This window comes from Devosia sp. ZB163 (assembly GCF_028613635.1).
Taxonomy (GTDB): Bacteria; Pseudomonadota; Alphaproteobacteria; order Rhizobiales; family Devosiaceae; genus Devosia_A.
Genome location: NZ_JAQRMY010000002.1, coordinates 459,731 through 478,451, shown reverse-complemented (window position 1 = coordinate 478,451; position 18,721 = coordinate 459,731). Strand labels below are relative to the sequence as shown.

Annotated in this window: 22 protein-coding genes; 10 read left to right on the top strand and 12 right to left on the bottom strand. The window is 64.9% G+C overall.

Annotated features, from left to right (window positions below):
• The first annotated feature begins 8 nt into the window (after positions 1-8).
• The 8 genes from PRN20_RS10510 to PRN20_RS10475 all read left to right on the top strand — a co-directional run bounded on the left by PRN20_RS10510 (position 9) and on the right by PRN20_RS10475 (position 8,223).
• Positions 9-875 carry an ATPase gene (locus PRN20_RS10510; RefSeq protein WP_273957296.1) on the top strand — a complete coding sequence of 289 codons (867 nt, stop codon included), beginning with the start codon at positions 9-11 and terminating at the stop codon, positions 873-875.
• A gap of 55 nt (positions 876-930) precedes the next feature.
• Positions 931-1,857 carry a homoserine O-succinyltransferase gene (locus PRN20_RS10505; RefSeq protein ID WP_273957295.1) on the top strand — a complete coding sequence of 309 codons (927 nt, stop codon included), beginning with the start codon at positions 931-933 and terminating at the stop codon, positions 1,855-1,857.
• A gap of 299 nt (positions 1,858-2,156) precedes the next feature.
• Positions 2,157-3,155: a thiosulfate ABC transporter substrate-binding protein CysP gene (gene cysP / locus PRN20_RS10500; RefSeq protein WP_273957294.1), complete on the top strand. Its 999-nt coding sequence runs from the start codon at positions 2,157-2,159 to the stop codon at positions 3,153-3,155.
• A gap of 129 nt (positions 3,156-3,284) precedes the next feature.
• Positions 3,285-4,073 (top strand): sulfate ABC transporter permease subunit CysT, encoded by a 789-nt coding sequence (cysT, locus tag PRN20_RS10495; RefSeq protein ID WP_443112548.1) that lies wholly within the window; start codon positions 3,285-3,287, stop codon positions 4,071-4,073.
• Entirely contained in the window at positions 4,054-4,905 is an 852-nt protein-coding gene (gene cysW, locus PRN20_RS10490; protein ID WP_273957293.1) for a sulfate ABC transporter permease subunit CysW, read from the top strand. Before cysT ends, cysW begins: the two co-directional genes overlap by 20 nt.
• Positions 4,906-5,022: 117 nt before the next feature.
• A complete protein-coding gene (locus tag PRN20_RS10485; RefSeq protein WP_273957292.1) occupies positions 5,023-6,477 on the top strand; it encodes a YcjX family protein in 1,455 nt (484 codons plus the stop codon).
• Positions 6,474-7,502: a YcjF family protein gene (locus PRN20_RS10480; RefSeq protein WP_273957291.1), complete on the top strand. Its 1,029-nt coding sequence runs from the start codon at positions 6,474-6,476 to the stop codon at positions 7,500-7,502. Before PRN20_RS10485 ends, PRN20_RS10480 begins: the two co-directional genes overlap by 4 nt.
• Positions 7,503-7,632: 130 nt before the next feature.
• Positions 7,633-8,223, top strand: a complete 591-nt coding sequence (locus PRN20_RS10475) for an NADPH-dependent FMN reductase (RefSeq protein ID WP_273957290.1) — start codon at positions 7,633-7,635, stop codon at positions 8,221-8,223.
• Between the two features lie 40 nt (positions 8,224-8,263).
• On the opposite strand, the gene PRN20_RS10470 is transcribed toward PRN20_RS10475, so the two are convergent.
• Together PRN20_RS10470 and PRN20_RS10465 are read right to left on the bottom strand one after the other, a co-directional pair.
• Entirely contained in the window at positions 8,264-8,809 is a 546-nt protein-coding gene (locus PRN20_RS10470) for a DUF2269 family protein (protein WP_273957289.1), read from the bottom strand.
• Positions 8,810-8,895: 86 nt separating this feature from the next.
• Positions 8,896-9,354 (bottom strand): winged helix-turn-helix transcriptional regulator, encoded by a 459-nt coding sequence (locus PRN20_RS10465; RefSeq protein WP_273957288.1) that lies wholly within the window; start codon positions 9,352-9,354, stop codon positions 8,896-8,898.
• 131 nt (positions 9,355-9,485) lie between these two features.
• Between PRN20_RS10465 and PRN20_RS10460 the strand changes: the two genes are divergently transcribed.
• Together PRN20_RS10460 and PRN20_RS10455 are read left to right on the top strand one after the other, a co-directional pair.
• Positions 9,486-10,082, top strand: coding sequence for an NADPH-dependent FMN reductase (locus tag PRN20_RS10460; RefSeq protein ID WP_273957287.1), 597 nt, complete (start codon positions 9,486-9,488; stop codon positions 10,080-10,082).
• A 217-nt stretch (positions 10,083-10,299) separates the two neighbouring features.
• Entirely contained in the window at positions 10,300-10,731 is a 432-nt protein-coding gene (locus PRN20_RS10455; protein WP_273957286.1) for an SH3 domain-containing protein, read from the top strand.
• A 3-nt stretch (positions 10,732-10,734) separates the two neighbouring features.
• Here PRN20_RS10455 and PRN20_RS10450 read toward each other — a convergent pair whose 3' ends face one another.
• The 10 genes from PRN20_RS10450 to PRN20_RS10405 form a co-directional block, all read right to left on the bottom strand.
• Entirely contained in the window at positions 10,735-11,067 is a 333-nt protein-coding gene (locus PRN20_RS10450) for a 2Fe-2S iron-sulfur cluster-binding protein (protein WP_273957285.1), read from the bottom strand.
• Positions 11,068-11,192: 125 nt separating this feature from the next.
• Positions 11,193-12,221 carry an NAD(P)/FAD-dependent oxidoreductase gene (locus PRN20_RS10445; RefSeq protein WP_273957283.1) on the bottom strand — a complete coding sequence of 343 codons (1,029 nt, stop codon included), beginning with the start codon at positions 12,219-12,221 and terminating at the stop codon, positions 11,193-11,195.
• 138 nt (positions 12,222-12,359) lie between these two features.
• Complete coding sequence (locus tag PRN20_RS10440) at positions 12,360-13,643, bottom strand: phosphoadenylyl-sulfate reductase (protein WP_273957282.1); 1,284 nt, start codon at positions 13,641-13,643, stop codon at positions 12,360-12,362.
• Positions 13,636-15,294: a nitrite/sulfite reductase gene (locus tag PRN20_RS10435; protein WP_273957281.1), complete on the bottom strand. Its 1,659-nt coding sequence runs from the start codon at positions 15,292-15,294 to the stop codon at positions 13,636-13,638. The genes PRN20_RS10440 and PRN20_RS10435 overlap by 8 nt, the downstream gene beginning before the upstream one ends.
• Positions 15,281-15,586 (bottom strand): DUF2849 domain-containing protein, encoded by a 306-nt coding sequence (locus PRN20_RS10430; protein WP_273957279.1) that lies wholly within the window; start codon positions 15,584-15,586, stop codon positions 15,281-15,283. Before PRN20_RS10430 ends, PRN20_RS10435 begins: the two co-directional genes overlap by 14 nt.
• A 7-nt stretch (positions 15,587-15,593) precedes the next feature.
• Entirely contained in the window at positions 15,594-16,985 is a 1,392-nt protein-coding gene (gene cysG, locus PRN20_RS10425; RefSeq protein ID WP_273957278.1) for a siroheme synthase CysG, read from the bottom strand.
• Positions 16,986-17,169: 184 nt separating this feature from the next.
• Complete coding sequence (locus tag PRN20_RS10420; protein ID WP_273957277.1) at positions 17,170-17,553, bottom strand: type II toxin-antitoxin system VapC family toxin; 384 nt, start codon at positions 17,551-17,553, stop codon at positions 17,170-17,172.
• On the bottom strand, positions 17,550-17,810 hold the full coding sequence (locus tag PRN20_RS10415) for a type II toxin-antitoxin system Phd/YefM family antitoxin (protein WP_273957276.1): 261 nt from the start codon (positions 17,808-17,810) through the stop codon (positions 17,550-17,552). The genes PRN20_RS10420 and PRN20_RS10415 overlap by 4 nt, the downstream gene beginning before the upstream one ends.
• A 60-nt stretch (positions 17,811-17,870) precedes the next feature.
• The gene (locus PRN20_RS10410; protein ID WP_273957275.1) at positions 17,871-18,191 is read right to left on the bottom strand and encodes a 2Fe-2S iron-sulfur cluster-binding protein; all 321 of its coding nucleotides are present in this window, start codon (positions 18,189-18,191) and stop codon (positions 17,871-17,873) included.
• 78 nt (positions 18,192-18,269) lie between these two features.
• On the bottom strand, positions 18,270-18,659 hold the full coding sequence (locus tag PRN20_RS10405; RefSeq protein WP_273957274.1) for an Hpt domain-containing protein: 390 nt from the start codon (positions 18,657-18,659) through the stop codon (positions 18,270-18,272).
• Between the last annotated feature and the right edge of the window lie 62 nt (positions 18,660-18,721).

Below are 18,721 nucleotides of genomic sequence, written 5' to 3'. Positions count from 1 at the left end.
CCCGCCCTATGCTGTTCAACTCCGCTGAGGAATTCCTGCGCGCGCCGCGTCACGCCGTGACGGTGTTCGGCATGGCCGGTGTCGGCAAGACCTGGCTGGCGGCGCTGCTGCGCAAGCACCAGTGGTTCCATTACTCGGCCGACTACCGCATCGGCACGCGCTACATGGGCGAGTTCATCGTCGACAACTTCAAGGCCGAGGCCATGAAGGTGCCGTTCCTGCGCGACCTCTTGCGCTCGGACTCGATCAAGATCGACAGCAACATCACGTTTGCCAATCTCGACCCGCTCTCGACCTATCTGGGGCGACCGGGAGACGTAACGCGCGGCGGCCTGCCGCTCGGCGAGTATCAGCGCCGGCAGGAGCAGCACCGAGTGGCCGAGATCGGCGCGCTCGAGGATGTGCCCTATTTCATCGAGCGGGCCGAAAAGCTCTACGGTTACAGCAACTTCATCGCCGATACCGGCGGCTCGCTGATCGAGGTGGTCGACCCGGCGAACGCCGAGGACCCGGTGATCAAGGCGCTGACCCAGAGCACGGCGCTGGTCTACATCCGCGGAACCGAGGCGGACGCCCACAAGCTGATCGAGCGGTTCAAGCACAGCCCCAAGCCGATGTATTACCAGCCCCACTTCCTCGTGGAGAAATGGGCGGAGTTCAAGACGCTCAACAAGGTCAAGGACGATGCCGACGTCGACCCCGATGCGTTCGGCGCCTGGGGCTTCGAGGCGCTATTGAAGGACCGGCTACCGCGCTACCAGCTGCTGGCCGACAATTTCGGCTACACCATCGACGCAAGCGACCTGGCGACAGTGCGCGACGGCGATGAGTTCGTAGACCTCATCGCCGGGGCGATCGGCAAGCGAATGCGATAGCGCCGCAAGGCGCCGCTTCAGCTCACCCGTTCGCGTTCCCATCTAGAGGCACATCATGCCCATTCGTATTCCTGACAACCTGCCCGCCGCCAAGACCCTCGAAACGGAGGGTGTCATGGTGATGAATTCGTCGCGCGCCGCCCGCCAGGACATCCGCCCGCTGCAGATCGGCCTGCTCAACCTGATGCCCAACAAGGAGCGGACCGAGACGCAGTTCGCACGGCTGATCGGCTCGACCCCGCTCCAGATCGACATGACGCTGGTGCGGATCACGGACCACCAGTCCAAGCACACGTCGGAAGAGTACCTGAAGACCTTCTACTCCACCTGGGAAGAGGTGAAGGAGCGCAAGTTCGATGGCTTCATCGTGACGGGGGCGCCCATCGCGCACATCCCGTTCGAGGAGGTGAAGTATTGGTCCGAGATGCTCGAGATCATGGACTGGACCGAGCGCAACGTGCACCAGACGATGTTCATCTGCTGGGGCGCGCAGGCGGCGCTGCACCACTTCCACAAGACCAGGCGCTACCGCATGCCCAAGAAGGCGTTCGGCGTCTTCCGGCACACGCTGGCCGGCGCGCCGAATCCGTGGCTGCGCGGCATCTCGGACAGCCCGATGATCCCGGTGTCGCGCTACAACGACATCGAACGGTCGAGCATTTCCGATGACCTCGAGATCCTGATCGACAATGACGAGATCGGGGTCTGCATGCTGCGCGACAAGGTGCGGCAGGCGCTCTACATGCTCAACCACCTCGAGTACGACAACCGCTCGCTGGCGGACGAATTCGACCGCGACGTCAAGGCAGGGCTGAACCCGGAGATGCCGGCGAACGTGTTCCCCAACGGGGACAGCACGGCCGAGCCGGAAAACCGCTGGCGCAGCCACGCTCATCTCCTGTTCCAGAACTGGATCAACGAGATCTACCAGACGACGCCGTACGAGATCGAAAAAGTCGGGCGGGTCGCGCACGAGCCGTAAGATGTTCCGCCCAAAGGGGGGACAACCGTACCTGTCGCCGATAGCCCCCACCCCTGCCCTCAGGGGGCGGGGGTGTCCAACTGATAGTGCGGTGCGCAGGCCCCGGATGGTGCAGTTGCCCTTGTCAGGCAGTCGTCCTCCGGCAGCGAATTTGCGCATCGCCAGAGGTTGCCGCCAAGACGTTACAAGTCTGGCCGCGCTGGGGAAATTGTCTTCCTGAAGGATCAGACTCTGCTTGAGCCCGGGACGCGGACCCATATTGTCCCCCCGAATTCATGCCGAGCCTTAAGGGGGCCTACTTGAAAAGATCGATCTTTGCCGCGGCGCTGACGCTCGCTCTGGGCGTGTCGCAGGCCTGGGCCCAGCCCACGGATATTCTCAATGTGTCCTATGACGTGTCGCGCGAGCTGTTCGAGGCGGTGAACGCCAAGTTCATCCCCTCCTACAAGGCCAGCGCTGGCGTCGACGTGACCGTGAACCAGTCGCATGCCGGTTCGTCCAAGCAGGCTGGGCTCGTGCTCGAGGGCCTGGCTGCTGATGTCGTGACCTTCAACCAGGTCACCGATATCGAGACGCTGGCGGGCAAGCAGTTCGTTGCCACCGACTGGCAATCGAAGTACCCCAACAGCGCTTCGCCGTTCTACTCGCTGCCGGCGTTCCTCGTGCGCGAGGGCAACCCCAAGGGCATCGTCAGCTGGGCTGATCTCGCCAAAGACGGCGTGGGCATCGTTATCCCGAACCCCAAGACCTCCGGCAATGGCCGCTACACCTACCTCGCGGCACGCGCCTGGGCCCAGGAAGAGTTCGCCGGCGACGAGGCCAAGATCGAGGACTACCTCAAGAAGGTGTTCGCCAACGTGAAGGTGTTCGACACCGGCGGTCGCCAGGCCACGACCACCTTCGTCGAGAACAAGATCGGCGACGTGCTCATCACTTTCGAAACCGAAGTGCTCGGCACCGTGAAGGCCGTGGGCGACGACCAGTATGACGCAGTGACGCCGCCGGTGAGCCTGCTCGCCGAGTTCCCGGTTGCCGTCGTTGACAAGGTCGTCGATGAGCGCGGCACCCGGCCGATCGCCGAGGCCTATCTCAACTACCTCTATACGCCCGAGGGCCAGGACATTATCGGCTCGTTCTACAACCGCGTGAACGATGCGGCTGCGGTCGAGAAGTACAAGGCGCAGTTCCCCGAAGTCCGGCTGATCAAGGTCGAGGACGCGTTCGGCGGCTGGGCCAAGGTCAAGGCCGAGCACTTCGCCGAAGGTGGCCTGCTCGACAAGGTCCTTCCAAACCTCTAGGCGACGTCCGGATTGACCACAGATATTGATCGAGGCGGCGCGGCCAACCCCGCGCCGCCGGTAGTTCGGGGGCACCCGGCTGCGGGACGCTTGAGGAAGCGGCACCTGTTGCCGGGTTTTGGGCTGACCATGGGGGTCACGCTCCTTTACCTCGCCGTCATCGTGGTGATCCCGCTCGCCGCCATGCTGCTCAAGACGACCAGCCTGGGGCTCGAGGACTTCTGGCGGATCATCTCGTCCGGCCGGGCGCAGGCGGCCTACTGGCTCACGTTCTCCTCGGCCGCCGTCGCAGCGCTGTTCAACTCCGTCTTTGGACTGCTGCTCGCCTGGGTGCTGGTCCGCTACGAATTTCCGGGCAAGCGCCTCATCGATGCACTGGTCGACCTGCCGTTCGCCTTGCCCACGGCCGTGGCCGGGCTCGCGCTCGTCACCCTGTTCGCGCCCGAGGGATGGTATGGACAGTACCTTGAGCCGCTGGGCATCAAGGTGAGCTACGCCCAGCTCGGCATCATCGTCGCCATGATCTTCACCTCGATCCCGTTCGTGGTGCGCACCATCCAGCCAGTGCTGGAGGATGTTCCCGAGGACGTCGAGGAAGCGGCGCGGACACTCGGCGCGACGCGCTGGCAGATCTTTTCGCGCGTGATCTTCCCGCTGATCCTCCCCGCGTTCACGGCTGGATCGGTGCTCTGCTTCGCCCGCGCCATCGGCGAGTACGGCGCAGTGGTGTTCATTGCCGGCAACCTGCCGGGGCTGACCGAGATCGTGTCGCTGCTGATCGTCATCCGGCTCGAGGAACTGAACTACCCCGCCACCGCCGCGCTTGCGACGGTGCTGCTTGCGGTGGCGTTCAGCGCCCTGCTTGTCACCAATCTCATCCAGGCCTGGCAGTTGCGCTATGCAGACAAATCCCGCTGACGCATCGCGGGCCGGCAGCCCGACCCGGCCCGGGCGTGCCGGGTGGGGGCTGATCGCGCTGACCTATGTGTCGTCGGCGCTGATCCTTGCCATGCCGCTGGTGCTGATCGTCACCATGGCATTCCGCAACGGGCTCGATGCCTATCTCGCCAACATCCTTGCGCCCGACACGCTGCACGCGATCTTCCTGACGGTGCTGACGGCGATCGTGGTGGTGCCGATCAATATCGTGTTCGGCGTCTGCGCGGCCTGGCTGGTGACGCGCTACGACTTTCCCGGCAAGCGGCTGCTGATTACCATCATCGAGATCCCGTTCTCGATCTCGCCAATCGTCGCCGGCGTCATCTACCTGTTCCTCTATGGCGGACAGGGCCTGCTGGGACCGGTCCTTGCCGACAACGGCATCAAGATCATGTTCACGGTGTGGGCGATCTTCCTCGTCTCACTGTTCGTGACCTCACCGTTCGTGGCGCGCGAGCTGATCCCGTTGATGCAACAGCAGGGCGGTGAGGACGAGGAGGCGGCCCTGTCTCTGGGAGCCAACGGCTTCCAGATCTTCTGGAACGTCACGCTGCCCAACATCAAATGGGCGCTGCTCTATGGCGCGCTGCTGTGCAATGCGCGGGTGATTGGCGAGTTCGGCGCCGTGTCCGTGGTCTCGGGCGCCATCCGCGGCCAGACCAACACGTTGCCGTTGCAGATCGAGCTGCTGTTCAACGACTTCAACGTCTCGGGCGCGTTCGCCGCGGCCTCGACGCTTGCGGCGCTTGCAGTGCTGACGATCGTCCTGAAGGCTGCGCTCGAACGGGTGGGGGCGACGGGCCGGCGGTGACACCGCCGTGGTTCATTTCCTCCGGTGCCTCCACACAAAACGCCAGCGCGGGCGGGGAGTTGCGGCTTGTATTTGGGGCTGGACCGCCTACCTTTCGGTCGTGTTCGAGGAGCCCCTGTGCCGCAATCGCCGACGACCATCACCGACGAGCTGGGCATAGCGCTAGGCAACCTTGCCGACGCCGCCGCGGCGCCATTCACCCCTACCCTGCGGCTGGGCGTGACCGGGCTGAGCCGGGCGGGGAAAACGATCTTCATCACGGCGCTGATCCACAACCTCCTCACCGGGGGGCGTCTGCCGGGATTCGCGGCGCTGACCGAGGGGCGGTTCATCGGGGCGCGGCTGGCCGAGCACCCGGACGCAGGGATACCGCGCTTCGCCTATGAGCAGCACCTCGCGGCGCTGACGGGGAAGGAACCGCACTGGCCGGAATCGACGCGGCGGATCAGCCAGCTCCGGCTGACACTGAAGTTCCAGTCGAAGCGCTGGGTCTCGGGCATGTTCGGGCCGACGGTGCTGAACCTCGACATCGTCGACTACCCCGGCGAGTGGCTGCTGGACCTGCCGCTGCTATCGCTGAGCTTTGCCGACTGGAGCGAGCAGGCGCTGCGGCGCTCGAAACTGCCCCACACGCAGGCCGAGTCCGATAGCTTTCTCCGCGAAATCGGGCAAACGGACGTACTTAAGGAGGCCAACGACGCCGATGCCGAGCGGCTGGCGGCGGCCTTCACGGATTACCTCAGGCGCAGCAAGGAAGACGGACGGGCGATGAGCACCCTGCCCCCCGGCCGCTTCCTCATGCCCGGCGACCTCGAGGGCAGCCCGGCGCTCACCTTCGCGCCCCTGCCCGCGCCGGCCGGCCCTGTGCGGTCGTCGAGCCTTTATGCCATGCTCGAGCGGCGCTACGAGGCCTACAAGGCGATCGTGGTGCGGCCGTTCTTCCGCGACCATTTCGCCCGGCTCGACCGGCAGGTGGTGCTGGTCGATACGCTGCGTGCGCTGAATGCCGGACCGGCGGCGGTGGCCGATCTCGAGACGGCGCTGACCGATATCCTCTCGTGCTTCCGGCAGGGCGACAACAATGTGCTGACGCGGCTGGTGGCGCGGCGGATCGACCGCATCCTGTTCGCGGCGACCAAGGCGGACCACATCCACTCGTCCAGCCATGACCGGCTGGAAGCTTTGATGAACCGGCTGGTGGCCGATGCGGCGCGGCGCGCCCGGTTCGCCGGGGCCGAGACCCGCTCGATGGCCATTGCCGCCATCCGCGCGACGCGGGAGAGCGTGATCGACCAAGGCCGCGAGCGGCACGAGGTGATCGTGGGTACGCCCGAGGCCGGCGAAACGCTGGACGGCGTGACCTATGACGGGCGGACGGAGATCGCGCTTTTTCCGGGCGACCTGCCAGAACACCCGGAGAGCCTGTTTGACGAGGGCCGGCCCGTGGCGCTCAAATTCATGCGGTTCCGGCCGCCGCAGCGGCTCGAAAAGAACGCCGAGGGAAGCGTTGTGCTGCCGCATATCCGCTTCGACCGCGCGCTCGACTACCTGATCGGGGACTGGCTCAAGTGAAACCGCCCTTTGCACGACCCGTAGGCCCCGAGGCCGAGCAGCAAGACGATACGCGCCGCCCGCGCGCCTTCCAGCCGACGCAGGCCATCGCCCTGCCCGAGGAGATCGAGCTCCTGACCGATGTGGATGTGCCGCTCGACGAAGCGGTGGAGCCGCCGCGCCTCATGGGCTGGTTCGGGCGCCTGCTGTGGACCACGGGCGGAATCCTCGTGTCGCTGGCGCTGGGCCTGGCGGCGGAGCGGCTGATCTCGGATCTGTTCGCGACGCAGCCCTGGCTCGGGTGGGTCGGGCTGGCGGTGCTCGCTGCCTTCCTCGTGGCGCTGGTGGGGATCATCGCGCGGGAGGCGGCATCGCTGATGCGGCTGCGCGCGCTGGACCGGCTGCGCCACCAGGCCATCGCGACGCTGGCGAGTGACCGTGGCAAGGACGGCGCAGCGATCACGCGTGAGCTGCTCGACATCTATGCGCGGCGTCCCGACCTCGCACGCGGACGGGAACAACTGGAGACGGATGCCCGGCATATCTTCGATGGCGCCGAGCATGTGCGGCTGGGTGAGCGGCTGCTGATGGCGCCACTCGATGCAAGGGCACGCGCGCTGACGGCGGCTTCGGCGCGGCGGGTGGCGCTGGTGACGACCGTGTCGCCGCGGGCGCTGATCGACATCGCCTTCGTGATTTTCGAGAGCGTGCGGCTGGGTGGTGACATCGCGCGGCTCTACGGCGCGCGGCCGGGACTGATGGGCACCTGGCGGCTTCTGGGTGCAATCCTCGCGCACCTCGCGGTGACCGGCGGGCTGGTGCTGACGGACGGCGTGGTGGAGCAACTGGTCGGCCAGGGCCTGGCGGCGAAGCTCTCGGCCCGGCTGGGCGAAGGAGTGGTCAACGGCCTGATGACGGTACGCGTCGGGATCGCGGCGATGCGCGTGGTGCGGCCGTTGCCGTTCGAGGTAGCGAAGCAGCCGATGGTGAAAGACTTTATCCCGGAACTGGCAAACGTGCTGGGGGAGAAGAAGGTGACGCCGTGAGAGGGACTCTCGCCTCCGGGGCGAGAGGGTTGATGGGTGGACGCCGGTTACAACCTTGTGCCGTCTTGCGCGATCTGCGGCACAGGCACATATCGAGCCCGAGTAACATTTCGTAACTCAAGGGGAGCCGATGTTCCGGGTCGCCGTTTTTGTCGGGTCGACGCGCCCGACCTCATCGAACCTCAAGCTGGCCAAGGCGCTGGAAAAGCTGGCGGCCGGCCGGCTGGAGTTCAATTACATCAAGATCGACAACCTGCCGTTCTATGACGACGCGCTGTGGAACGATCCGCCGGCCGAAGTGATCCGCATGAAGCGCGAGATCACCGAGGCGGACGCGGTGCTGTTCGTGACGCCAGAGTACAACCGCTCGATCCCCGGCATCCTCAAGAACGCCATCGACTGGCCGTCGCGGCCATATGGCGACGGCGTGTGGACGGACAAGCCCGGCGCGATCGCCGGGGCGACCGGTGGCGTGAGCGGGACGGCAGCGGCGCAGGCGCACCTGCGCGCCATCCTGCCGGTGGTCGGCGTGGCTCTGATGGGCAAGCCCGAAATCTACTTCCAGTCGCGCCCGGGCGCGATCGACGATGACGGCAACTTCACCGACGAGCGCATCCGGACCAACCTCAATATCTGGGTCGACCAGTTCGTCCGCTGGATCGAGCGATTCGCGGAGCCGCGAGCGGCCGAGGCCGCGGACGAAGTCCGAAAGACCGCCTAGCAGACCGGCCCGCCCCCAAGGCGGGCCATTTCGTATCGGCTCAGGCGTCAACGGCCCGGCGGAAGCCGCTGCCGAGGAAGAGGACTGCGCCGCCCGCCACGACGATGGCCATGAGGCTGAGGGTGATCAGGTCGTTCCAGGCCGGCCGGAACACCATGTCGGCGATGACGACGGCCATCACCGTATAGTCGAACTTCGACAGCTGCATGATGCGGGCCTCGAGCGGGCGTGCCTCGTCGTGCGCACCGGCGATGTGCAGCATCTCGATCTGCTCGGACAGCGGCTTGAGGCCAAGCAGGCCGGTGAAGAAGGTCGAGGCGAAGCCGGCAAGGCCGAGGATGATCCAGGCCTCGCCCCACAGGCCGCCGAGGAAGGTCATGATGAGCCCGAAGACGAGCGTGAGGATGGAGGCGGGCACGAACCAGCGCGTGCCGAGGAATGCGACGTGCTTGACGGCCTGTGAGGCCATGTCCTCGTCGCCGCGCGCCAGTGCCATCAGGGCCAGCGCGAACATGGTGATGCCGCCGCCGACCCAGGCGATGGCCGTCACGACATGCAGAAACTTGAAGACTGTGTAGAGATCCATTTGCCCTCTCGCGGATCGGCCCCCCGCGAAATGGCGGGCGTAGCGAAGGGCGCCTGAATGGCGAATGAATAGGCCGGAGCCCTGCCCTACCAGGCGAGGCGCTTGGCCTCGGCCTCGCGCTCGGCGAAGCGCTCGCGGGCCGCTTCGACGCGATGGCGGTTCACGTGGGCCCAGTTGCCGATGATGCGCAGCGGCTCCTGCAATTCCTTGCCCATCTCGGTGAGTTCGTAGTCGACGCGCGGCGGAATGGAGGGCGTCACCGTGCGGGTGACGAAGCCGTCCTTTTCGAGGTCGCGCAGCGTTGAGGTCAGCATCTTCTGCGAAACGCCCTCGATCTGCCGCTTGATCTCGGAGAAGCGCCGGGGGCCGGTGCTGAGGACGCGGAAAACGAGAATGGTCCACTTGCCGCTGATCTGGGCCAGCACCTCGTGGACCGGCAGCATGTGGCGCTGGCATTCCTCGAAATTGTGCGGCTCACGAGGCAGCGCGTCGGTCAGCAGGTCCTGCTCGTGATGCGGTTCCGCGTGGGTGACCAAGTTGTCCATGGGTGCCTCCGTGAGAGAATAGTGCCGTCTTGCAGGTGTCTGCCGCGGGCACATACTTAGCGTCAGTTACTGACGGTGACTAGGTCACTGTTGGTGGCTGCCCCCTCAAACTTTCGTCATGAGCAGCAGACATGAGCAAGCCAAAGATCGGCATCATCCTCTCCACCACCCGCGAAACGCGCTTCGCCGACCGACCGGCGAAATGGGTGCTCGATATCGCCAAGGCCCGGGGAGACGCCGAGTACGAGATCGTCGACCTGCGCGACTATCCGATCCCCTATTTCGACGCGCCGGCCTCGCCGCGCTTCGTGCCGATCACGGACGACGCGGCCACCAAGTGGGCAAGGAAGGTGTCGGAGCTCGACGGCTACATCTTCGTTACGGCCGAGTACAACCACACCATCGCGGCGGTGCTGAAGAACGCACTCGACCACCTCTATGACGAGCCGTCCCGCAAGCCGGCAGCATTCGTCGGTTATGGCGCAGTGGGCGCGGCGCGCGCCGTGGAGCACCTGCGGCAGATCGCGGTCGAGCTGTCGATGGTGCCGATGAAGGCAGGCGTCCACATCAACATGGAGCCGCTGCTCGGCATGCTGCAGCAGGGCAAGGACTTCGCCGACTACGCGTACCTGGCGCCGACGGTCACCACGATGCTCGATGAGCTCGCCTGGTACACGCAAACTCTGAAGGCCGGCCGCGACAGCGCGGAGACACGCGCTGCAGCGTAGTCACAGCGTCGTGTAGGAACCCCGGCCGGGCGGGCGTGTTAAGGTGCCCGTACGCGCAATGTCCGGCCTGGGGCTTGGGTGAAGGGCCACTCCAACTGCAAGGCGGCATAGCGCTGCGTTAGTTGCGTCGCAGGAGTCGGAATTGGCCCTTCCCTTTACCTCCGTTGCCCTGTTTTCGGGCGTCGTTCTCATATCCGGTGCATTGACAGTAGGCGGCTTGAATTTCACGGCCGACACGGTGGCCCGGGTCGCAGCAGAAACTCAGATCCAGGCGCGCATGAAGCCGAGCTATGTGGCCCGTCTGCCGGTGACCAAGCCCGAGGCGCTCAATGTCGCCAAGGCGGTGCCGGTCGCGCCGGCAACGCTGTCGGTCCAGGCGAAGGCACCCGAGCCCGTGGTGGCGCCGCCCGTACCCAAGTTCACCCACAAGGTAGCGGTGGATGCAGCCCGCGTCCGCTCGGGCCCCAAGAAGGGCTCGCCGCACGTATTCACCCTCAAGAACGGCAGCTGGGTGACCGTCAGCGAGAACGTCAAAGGCTGGATGCATGTCAAGGACGAGCAAGGCCGTGAAGGCTGGGTGCACAGCAGCCTGCTCCGCGAGTCCACGCCGCCCCCGCAGGCCGCGGGCACATTGGCACAGGCGCAGTAGGCCTCAGGCGGCTTCGGAGTCCTTGGCGGCGCTGGGAGCCAGAGTGACGCGCATGCCGTCGAGTTCGTCGCTGAGCAGGATCTGGCAGCTCAGGCGGCTGTTGGGCTTCTTGTCGAGCGTCGAATAGAGCAGATCTTCCTCGTCGTCGCTGGGCGGCGGAAGTTTGTCGAACCAGCCATCCTCGACATAGACGTGACAGGTGGCGCAGGAGCAGGCGCCGCCGCACTCGGCCTTGATGTTGAGGCCCCAGTCGCGGATCACTTCCATCGTGCGCCAGCCGTCGAGCCCTTCGAGCTCGTGTTCAACGCCGGACTGGTCTGTAACGTGGATCTTCATCGGTGCATCGGCTCCGGTGAGGTGGGGCGTGCCCCATTACTGGAAAATGGCTGCAAAGCGCAACTTCGAGCTTGGGGCGCCTCCCCCGCCACGCGGGGGAGGATCAGGGAGAGGCCGTGCCGGGGTCAGACGACGCCGAGCTTCTTCTGCAGCTTGGTGGAGCTGGTGGTGTACTGGAACACAACGCGCTCGCCCGGGGAGACGATGGCCTTGGCGGCCTGGGCCATCAGGGCGGCTTCGTGGAAGCCCGAGAGGATGAGCTTGAGCTTGCCCGGGTAGTGGTTGATGTCGCCGATCGCGAAGATGCCCGGGATCGAGCTCTGGAACTTTTCGGTGTCGACGGTGATCAGGTTGTCGTTGAGCTCGAGCCCCCAGTCGGCAACCGGACCGAGCTTCATGGTGAGGCCGAAGAAGGGGAGCAGGCGCGTCGCCGGTACGGCGAGATCGCCCGAGTCCATGGTGATGTGGACGTGGTCGATCTGACCGTCCTTGCCTTCGAGCTTGCCGATCTGACCGAGGAGGAAGCTGATCTTCCCCTCCATCACCAGTTCCTTCATCTTGTTCACCGAGGCCGGGGCCGCCTTGAAGGCGTCGCGGCGATGAACCAGCGTCAGCGAGCGGACGATCGGCTGCAGGTTGAGGGTCCAGTCGAGCGCGCTGTCACCGCCGCCGACGATGACCACGTCCTGATCGCGGAAATCGTCCATCTTGCGGACGGCGTAGAACACGGACTTGTTCTCGTATTCCTCGATGCCTTCCACCGGCGGGCGCTTGGGCTGGAACGAGCCGCCACCAGCCGCGACGACCACGGCCTTGCAGAGGAACACTTCGTCTGCGTCGGTCTCCAGGCGGAAACTGCCGTCCTCGAGCTTTTCGAGCTTCGTCACCATCCGGTTGAAATGGAACTCAGGCCCGAAGGGGGCAATCTGCTGCATCAGGTTGTCGGTGAGCCCCTGCCCCGTGACCATCGGGAAGGCCGGAATGTCGTAGATGGGCTTTTCCGGATAGAGCTCCGCGCACTGCCCGCCGGGCCGATCGAGAATGTCGATGAGGTGGCATTTGATGTCGAGCAGCCCAAGCTCGAACACGGCGAACAGGCCCACCGGGCCGGCGCCGATAATGACCACATCGGTGACGATTTCGTTCTGGCTCATATGCTTCTCAGTTCTGCGGCTAACGGTGCTGCCGTTTGGCTTCGAGTGTCATCCCGGCTGGTTGGGATGATACTCCCGGCCTGCGCAGGCGGCGCCATTCCCTGCTGTCGCAGGGATGACACCGGGATCGTGGCGTGTTCAGGCGTTCTCCACCGCGCGGCGGAGGAACGGGCGGGTGCCGAGGGGAATCTCGGTCAGGCCGACCGGCTGGTAGAAGATGTCGACGGTGGCGAGCTTGCCGTCTTCCAGCGCTTTCCTCGTCGGCTCGTGCTTGACCACGAAGGCCGTCATGCCGCAGCGGCGCATGTGCGAAACCTGGTCGTGCAGCACGTCGCCGACGGCACGGACTTCGCCCTTGTAGCCATAGCGCTCGACGATCAGGCGCGCCGAGGAATAGCCGCGGCCGTCGCCAAAGGCAGGGAAGTTGATGGCGATGGAGGAGAAGCGATCGAGATCGCCCTTCACCAGTTCGACATTATCGCCCGGCGAAACGAGCAGGCCGACCGGATGGGGGTTGGCGAGCACAGCGTCGCGTCTCTCGAGGAACACCGGCAGGGGGATGTGCGTGTAGCGCACCGAGGCGGGATCATCGCCCTCCACCCACGGGTGGAACGGGTCGGCGATGAACTTGCCGTCTTTCCAGAGGTTCAGTTCCTGCTCGGCCATGGGCTTGGCGATGGCTCCGTTGAAATCGAAGTGGATGCCGCACTCTTTCTTGTTGAGCCCGCGCCAGCGGCCGGCGCGCGGATCTTCGCCCTCGGCCACCACGCTCGTGCAGGGCGCGCAGCCGATGGACTTGTAGCCCCTAGAATAAAGCGGGTGCTCCGGCAACCCATACTTGAGCTTGTAGGTCGTGATATCGGCATCCGAGAAGTAGGCGAGCGGGTTGACCTTGATGCGGTCGTCGCTGGTCAGCTCGAAATGCGGAAGCACGCCACGCTCTGAGGTCTGGAAACGCTTGCGGCCGGTGATCCAGCCGCCGAAGCCCTTGACCGTGGCCTCGAGCGGCTCGGTCTTCCTGATATGGCAGCAGGAATCCGGATCTGTCTCCCACAGGTTGCCCTTGGGATCGAAGCGCTCGATGTCTTTGGCGTCCGGATGGAGTGCGATGACGTTCGTGAGGCCGAGGCGCTGCTTCAGCGTCTCGACATACTCGAGCGTCTCGGGGAAGTGCTTGCCGGTCTCGAGGAAGTAGACCGGCAAATCCTTGTCGACCTCGGAGACCATGTGCAGGAGCACAGAGGAGTCCGCGCCGAACGACGAGACGATGGCGACATCGCCGGGCAGGAGCTCGGTGACGGCCTGGCGCAGGACACCCACGCCATCCATCTCGTCGAACATGCCGTTGAGCGACATGATGCCGAGCTGGCGCAGCTTGTCGGGTTTGTGGGCGCGTATGCCGGGTGCGGCGAGATCAAGCATCGCCGTACAAGGCCTCCTTGAAGGGCTGCTTGCCGAGCCGGCGGAAGGCCGCGATGAACGGCTCGCTCGGGCTTTCGCGCCGGGCGATGTAGGCATCGACCAACCGCTCGATGGCGTTTGGGACATCCTCGGCAACGAAACCGTGACCCAGGATGTCGCCGATGGCGGCGTTCTCGGTGGCGTCGCCGCCGACCGTGATCTGGTAGAGCTCAGTGCCCTTCTTCTCGACGCCGAGAATGCCGATGTGGCCGACATGGTGGTGGCCGCAGGCATTGATGCACCCCGAGATCTTGATCTTCAGGTCGCCGATCTCGGCCTGCCGCTCGGGGGCGGCGAACTTGCGGGTCAGTTCCTGCGCGAGAGGGATCGAGCGGGCGTTGGCCAGCGCGCAGAAATCGAGGCCCGGGCAGCAGATGATATCAGTGATCTGGCCCGCATTGCCTTCGGCGAGGCCATGTTCGACAAGCGTGGCATAGACCGAGGGCAGATCGGTGATCTTGACGTAAGGCAGGACGATGTTCTGCTCGTGGCTCACGCGCAGCTCGTCGTGCGAGTAGCGCTCGGCGAGGTCCGCGATCACGTCCATCTGCTTGTCGGTGGCATCGCCGGGGGCGCCGCCTACGGGCTTCAGCGAGATGGTGATCGAGACATAGCCCGCCTGGCGGTGGGCGTTGAGGTTGCGCTCGAGCCAGCGACCGTATGGCGGGTTGAGGATCTTCTCGCGGGCCACGTCGACGCTGGTCTGGTTGACCAACTCGTAGTCGGGCTCGGCGAAGTACCTGGTGATCCGGTCAAGCTCTTCCTGCGGGAGGGTGAGCACACCGCCCTTCACGTGGGCGAACTCTTCCTCGACCTGCTCGCGGATGGTCTCGATGCCAGTCTCGTGGACGAGGATCTTGATGCGCGCCTTGTACTTGTTGTCCCGGCGGCCATAGCGGTTGTAGACGCGCAGGATGCTCTCGAGATAGGCGAGCAGGTGCTCGTGCGGGACGAAGCCCGAGATCATCTTGGCGATCATCGGAGTACGGCCGAGGCCGCCACCGACCCAGACCTGCCAGCCGATCTCGCCCAGGCCGTTGGTCGTCGCCTGCAGGCCGATGTCGTGGAAGCGTATCGCGGCGCGGTCGGCGGTCGAGCCGGACATGGCGATCTTGAACTTGCGCGGCAGGTAGCTGAACTCAGGGTGCAGCGACGACCACTGGCGCAGGATTTCGGCAACCGGACGCGGATCGATGATCTCGTCGGCGGCGGCGCCGGCGAACTGGTCGGTCGTGATGTTGCGGATGCAGTTGCCCGAGGTCTGGATGGCGTGCATCTCGACCGCAGCGAGATCCTCGAGGATCTTCGGGATGTCGCGGAGCTTGGGCCAGTTGAACTGGATGTTCTGGCGCGTGGTGAAGTGGCCGTAACCGCGATCATAGGTACGCGCGATGTGGGCCAGCGTGCGCATCTGACGGGAGTTCATCGTGCCGTAGGGCACCGCGATGCGCAGCATGTAGGCGTGCAACTGCAGGTAGAGGCCGTTCATCAGGCGCAGCGGCCGGAACTGGTCCTCGTTCAGCTCGCCGCTGAGACGGCGGGCCACCTGGTCGGAAAACTGCGCCGTACGTTCCTTCACGAACGCGGCGTCGAACTCGTCATATCGATACATGGCCGTCCTCGTCGAGATGCTGCCGGTCGAAGCGTGGGGCAGTCGGGCCCTCGGCGCGGATACGTTCGCGGATGCGGTCGGGGTAGATCGCCCCGTCGCGAAGCGTGACCGTTTCGACCTCAAGAGAAATGACGCGCCCACCCTTCTTGGTGACCGCCAGAGCCGCGTCCTTAGCCTCCGACTCTTCCTTGAGGAAGACCCGTGCCTGCTGCAGCTCTTCGACCCACTTGCCGGACCGGTCCAGATAGACCGTCGCGCCGCTCATCAGCTCATTGCCGGTGAGGATTTCCATTCTCTTCCTACGCCACCTTAAATTCGGAGCGGGCGATCTCGATCGCGCCGCGCCAGTCACCATGGGCGATCGCCTCGCCCACGAAAATGATTGCCGGGCCATCCTCGAGCTCGAGCTCGTCGGCGGCGAGGCCGCCCAGAGTGCCGCGGTAGAGGACCCGGTCCTTGCGCCCTGCCCGCACGACGACGCCGATCGGGATAGACGCGCTGGCGCCTTCCGCGATCAACCGCGAGGCGGTCGGTCCGGCGACGGACTTGCCCATGTAGAGGGCGAGGGTGAGGCCGGTCGAGGCGAGCGACGCCCAGTGCCTGAGTTCCTCGGACTCGGCGCCGTGCGCCGTGGCGAGGACAAAGCCGGTCGAAACCCTGCGCAACGTCACCGGCGTCGCCGTATCTGCTGCAGCGGCAAGGGCCGCGGTGACACCTGGGACGACGTGATAGGCGATGCCCGCTTCGTTCAGCGCATCGATCTCCTCGCCAGCGCGGCCGAAGACCATGGGATCGCCGCCCTTGAGGCGGGCGACGCGCTTGCCGGCCTTGCCGAGCCGCACGATCAGCGCGTTGATCTCGGCCTGGGTGAAAGAGTGGTGGCCCTTCTGCTTGCCGACCAGAATGCGCTCGGCATCGCGGCGGCCCATCTCGACCGCCGCGGCGGGGACGAGGTGATCATGGACGATGACGTCGGCTTCCTGCAGCAGGCGCTGGGCGCGCAGGGTCAGCAGGTCCTCGGCGCCGGGGCCCGCACCAATGAGCCAGACGACGCCGGGGCTCTCGCCCTTCTCGACGTGCTGCGCGAGGAGCTCGTCGGCCCTCTCGGTCCCCTGCCCGCGGATAAGCTCGGCCTCGACCTCGGGAGAGGTGACCAGTTCCTCGTAGAACCGGCGGGCACGGGAGCCCTCGAGCACAGCCGCAACCTTCTCGCGCATGGAACCGGCAAGCCGAGCCAGCGCGCCGAGGTTCGGCGAGAGCGCAGCTTCAATGCGGGCGCGGATCAGGCGGGAGAGTACGGGTGCATCGCCCTCTGAGGCCACGGCGATGGACACCGGGGCCCGGTCGATGATCGCCGGAGTGTAGAAATCGCATTCCTCGGGAACGTCGACGACGTTCAGCGGCACCCGCGCAGCGCGGGCCGCGCGCTTTGCGGCCTCGCCATCGGGACCGTGATCGGCAACGAAAACCAGAGCCGCATCAACGAGATCGGCATCCTCGAAGGGACGCGCTAGAATGGCGACGGGCAGATCGGAGAAGTCGGCTTCGATGTTGGCGGAGATAATGACGACTGAAGCAGTAGTCTTAATTGCCAACCGGGCTTTGCTGAGGGCTTCTTCTCCACCGCCGACTATGACGATGCGCTTACCCTCGACTTTGTAGCTGACAGGAAATGTTGTCAGTTCACCCATTCACGGCCTTTCGGAAGCCGGATACATACCCACATCGGCTCTTTGTAACAAGCTATTGAAAAACAATAGCTTTAATGTTTCTCGTAGCAGGTACGGATTAGAATTGCGTTGAGGCCCGGCAACCCGTCTCGGCAAAAGAATCCATGCACCGCCCTGATGGTGGAATGGTGACGCTACGGCAAGCTCAAAGCGCGCTGCGGATATCGGTCTGAGCGAAGTCATTGCCGATGTAGAGCAGCGGGCAGTCGTACTCCTCTGCCAAGGCATAGGCGAAGCAGTCGCCGTAATTGAGCCCTGCCGGGTGAACACCCTTTCCCCACCGGCGGCTGGCCGAAGCCACACGCTCAGCGACCACCTGTGTTACCGGGATTACCTCAATATCTAGCCGCGCCAGCAGATCGCGCATCTCGTCGCCGATCAATCGGTACTGAGCGACCATGAGCGCTTCCGCCATGGTTCCCGCAGATATCAGGATGCGGTCGGCTTCCGTCACGGCTCTCGTACACCCTGATGCCATCGGCTCGTTGAGAACGATCGCAAGCAGCGCAGAGGTATCGAGGGCGATCAATTGGGAAGACCGTTCTCGTCGTACAGGAAGTCTTGGCTATGGGCCGCATCCGGGCCAGGCGATGCCTTGCCGGCGGCAGACTTCATGACATCGCGGATAACACGTGCCCGTTCGGCGGGCGTGAGGCGTGCTCTCCGAATTGGACCAATCTGAGCGACTGGCTGCCCATGACGCGTCAGCACGACCTCCTCGCCCTGCTCAGCTCGCCGGACGAGCTCAGCGAGCAGCGCTTTGGCTTCGCTGACGGAAATGTTCATGAGTCATGGACCAATTATATGGTCCATCTATTTAGACCATCGAATGGTCCAAATCAAGGTTCAGCCCTGCCGTTCCGGTACGTGCACGACCAGCCCGTCTAGCTCGTCCTTGACCTTGATCTGGCAGCTGAGGCGGCTGGTCGGCTTCACGGCGTAGGCAAAGTCGAGCATGTCCTCTTCCATCATGGAAGGGCCACCGACTGTGTCGGTCCAGGCGTCGTCGACATAGACGTGGCAGGTGGCACAGGTGCAGGCGCCGCCGCACTCGGCGATAATGCCCGGGACGCCGTTCATGATCGCGGTTTCCATCACGGTCGAGCCGACCTCACCCTCGGTTTCGTGCCGCGTACCGTTGGGTTCGATATAGGTGATGTGGGGCATGTCTGGTCTTCGTGGGAGGGGATCAGCCGCATATAGTGCCTGCGATCCCCACGCTGCAAGCGCGCTGACGCCACAGCCTCAGTCGAGGCTGCTCACGAAATCGGCGATGTAGTCCTGGCACTCGCGCACGGCCCGCGCGACGTCGGCGATCAGGTCCGGGTCGACGGACGCGCCTTCGCGCAGTGCATCCTCGGCATGACGGGCGAGATCGCGGACCTGCCAGGCGCCGATGCCCGCGGCTGCGCTCTTGAGCGTATGAAGGTGCTTGAGCATGTCCTCAGGCGTGGCGCTCTCCTCTATACGGGTGAGATAGACGCCCGACATATCGGAGTAGAGACGAAGGACCTCTTCCTGCAGACCAGGATCGCCGAGCGACTGCTGCTCGAGGTGACGCAGGTCGATCGGACCGTCTTCGAGATTGCGCTGGAGGGCCCCCTGCCCCGCTTCGACCACATTTCGCTGTGCCATGCCCTGCACCCCATTCTTCTTCGCGTTCTCCAAGGAACGCATTGGGGTTGAGGCTAGCGGGG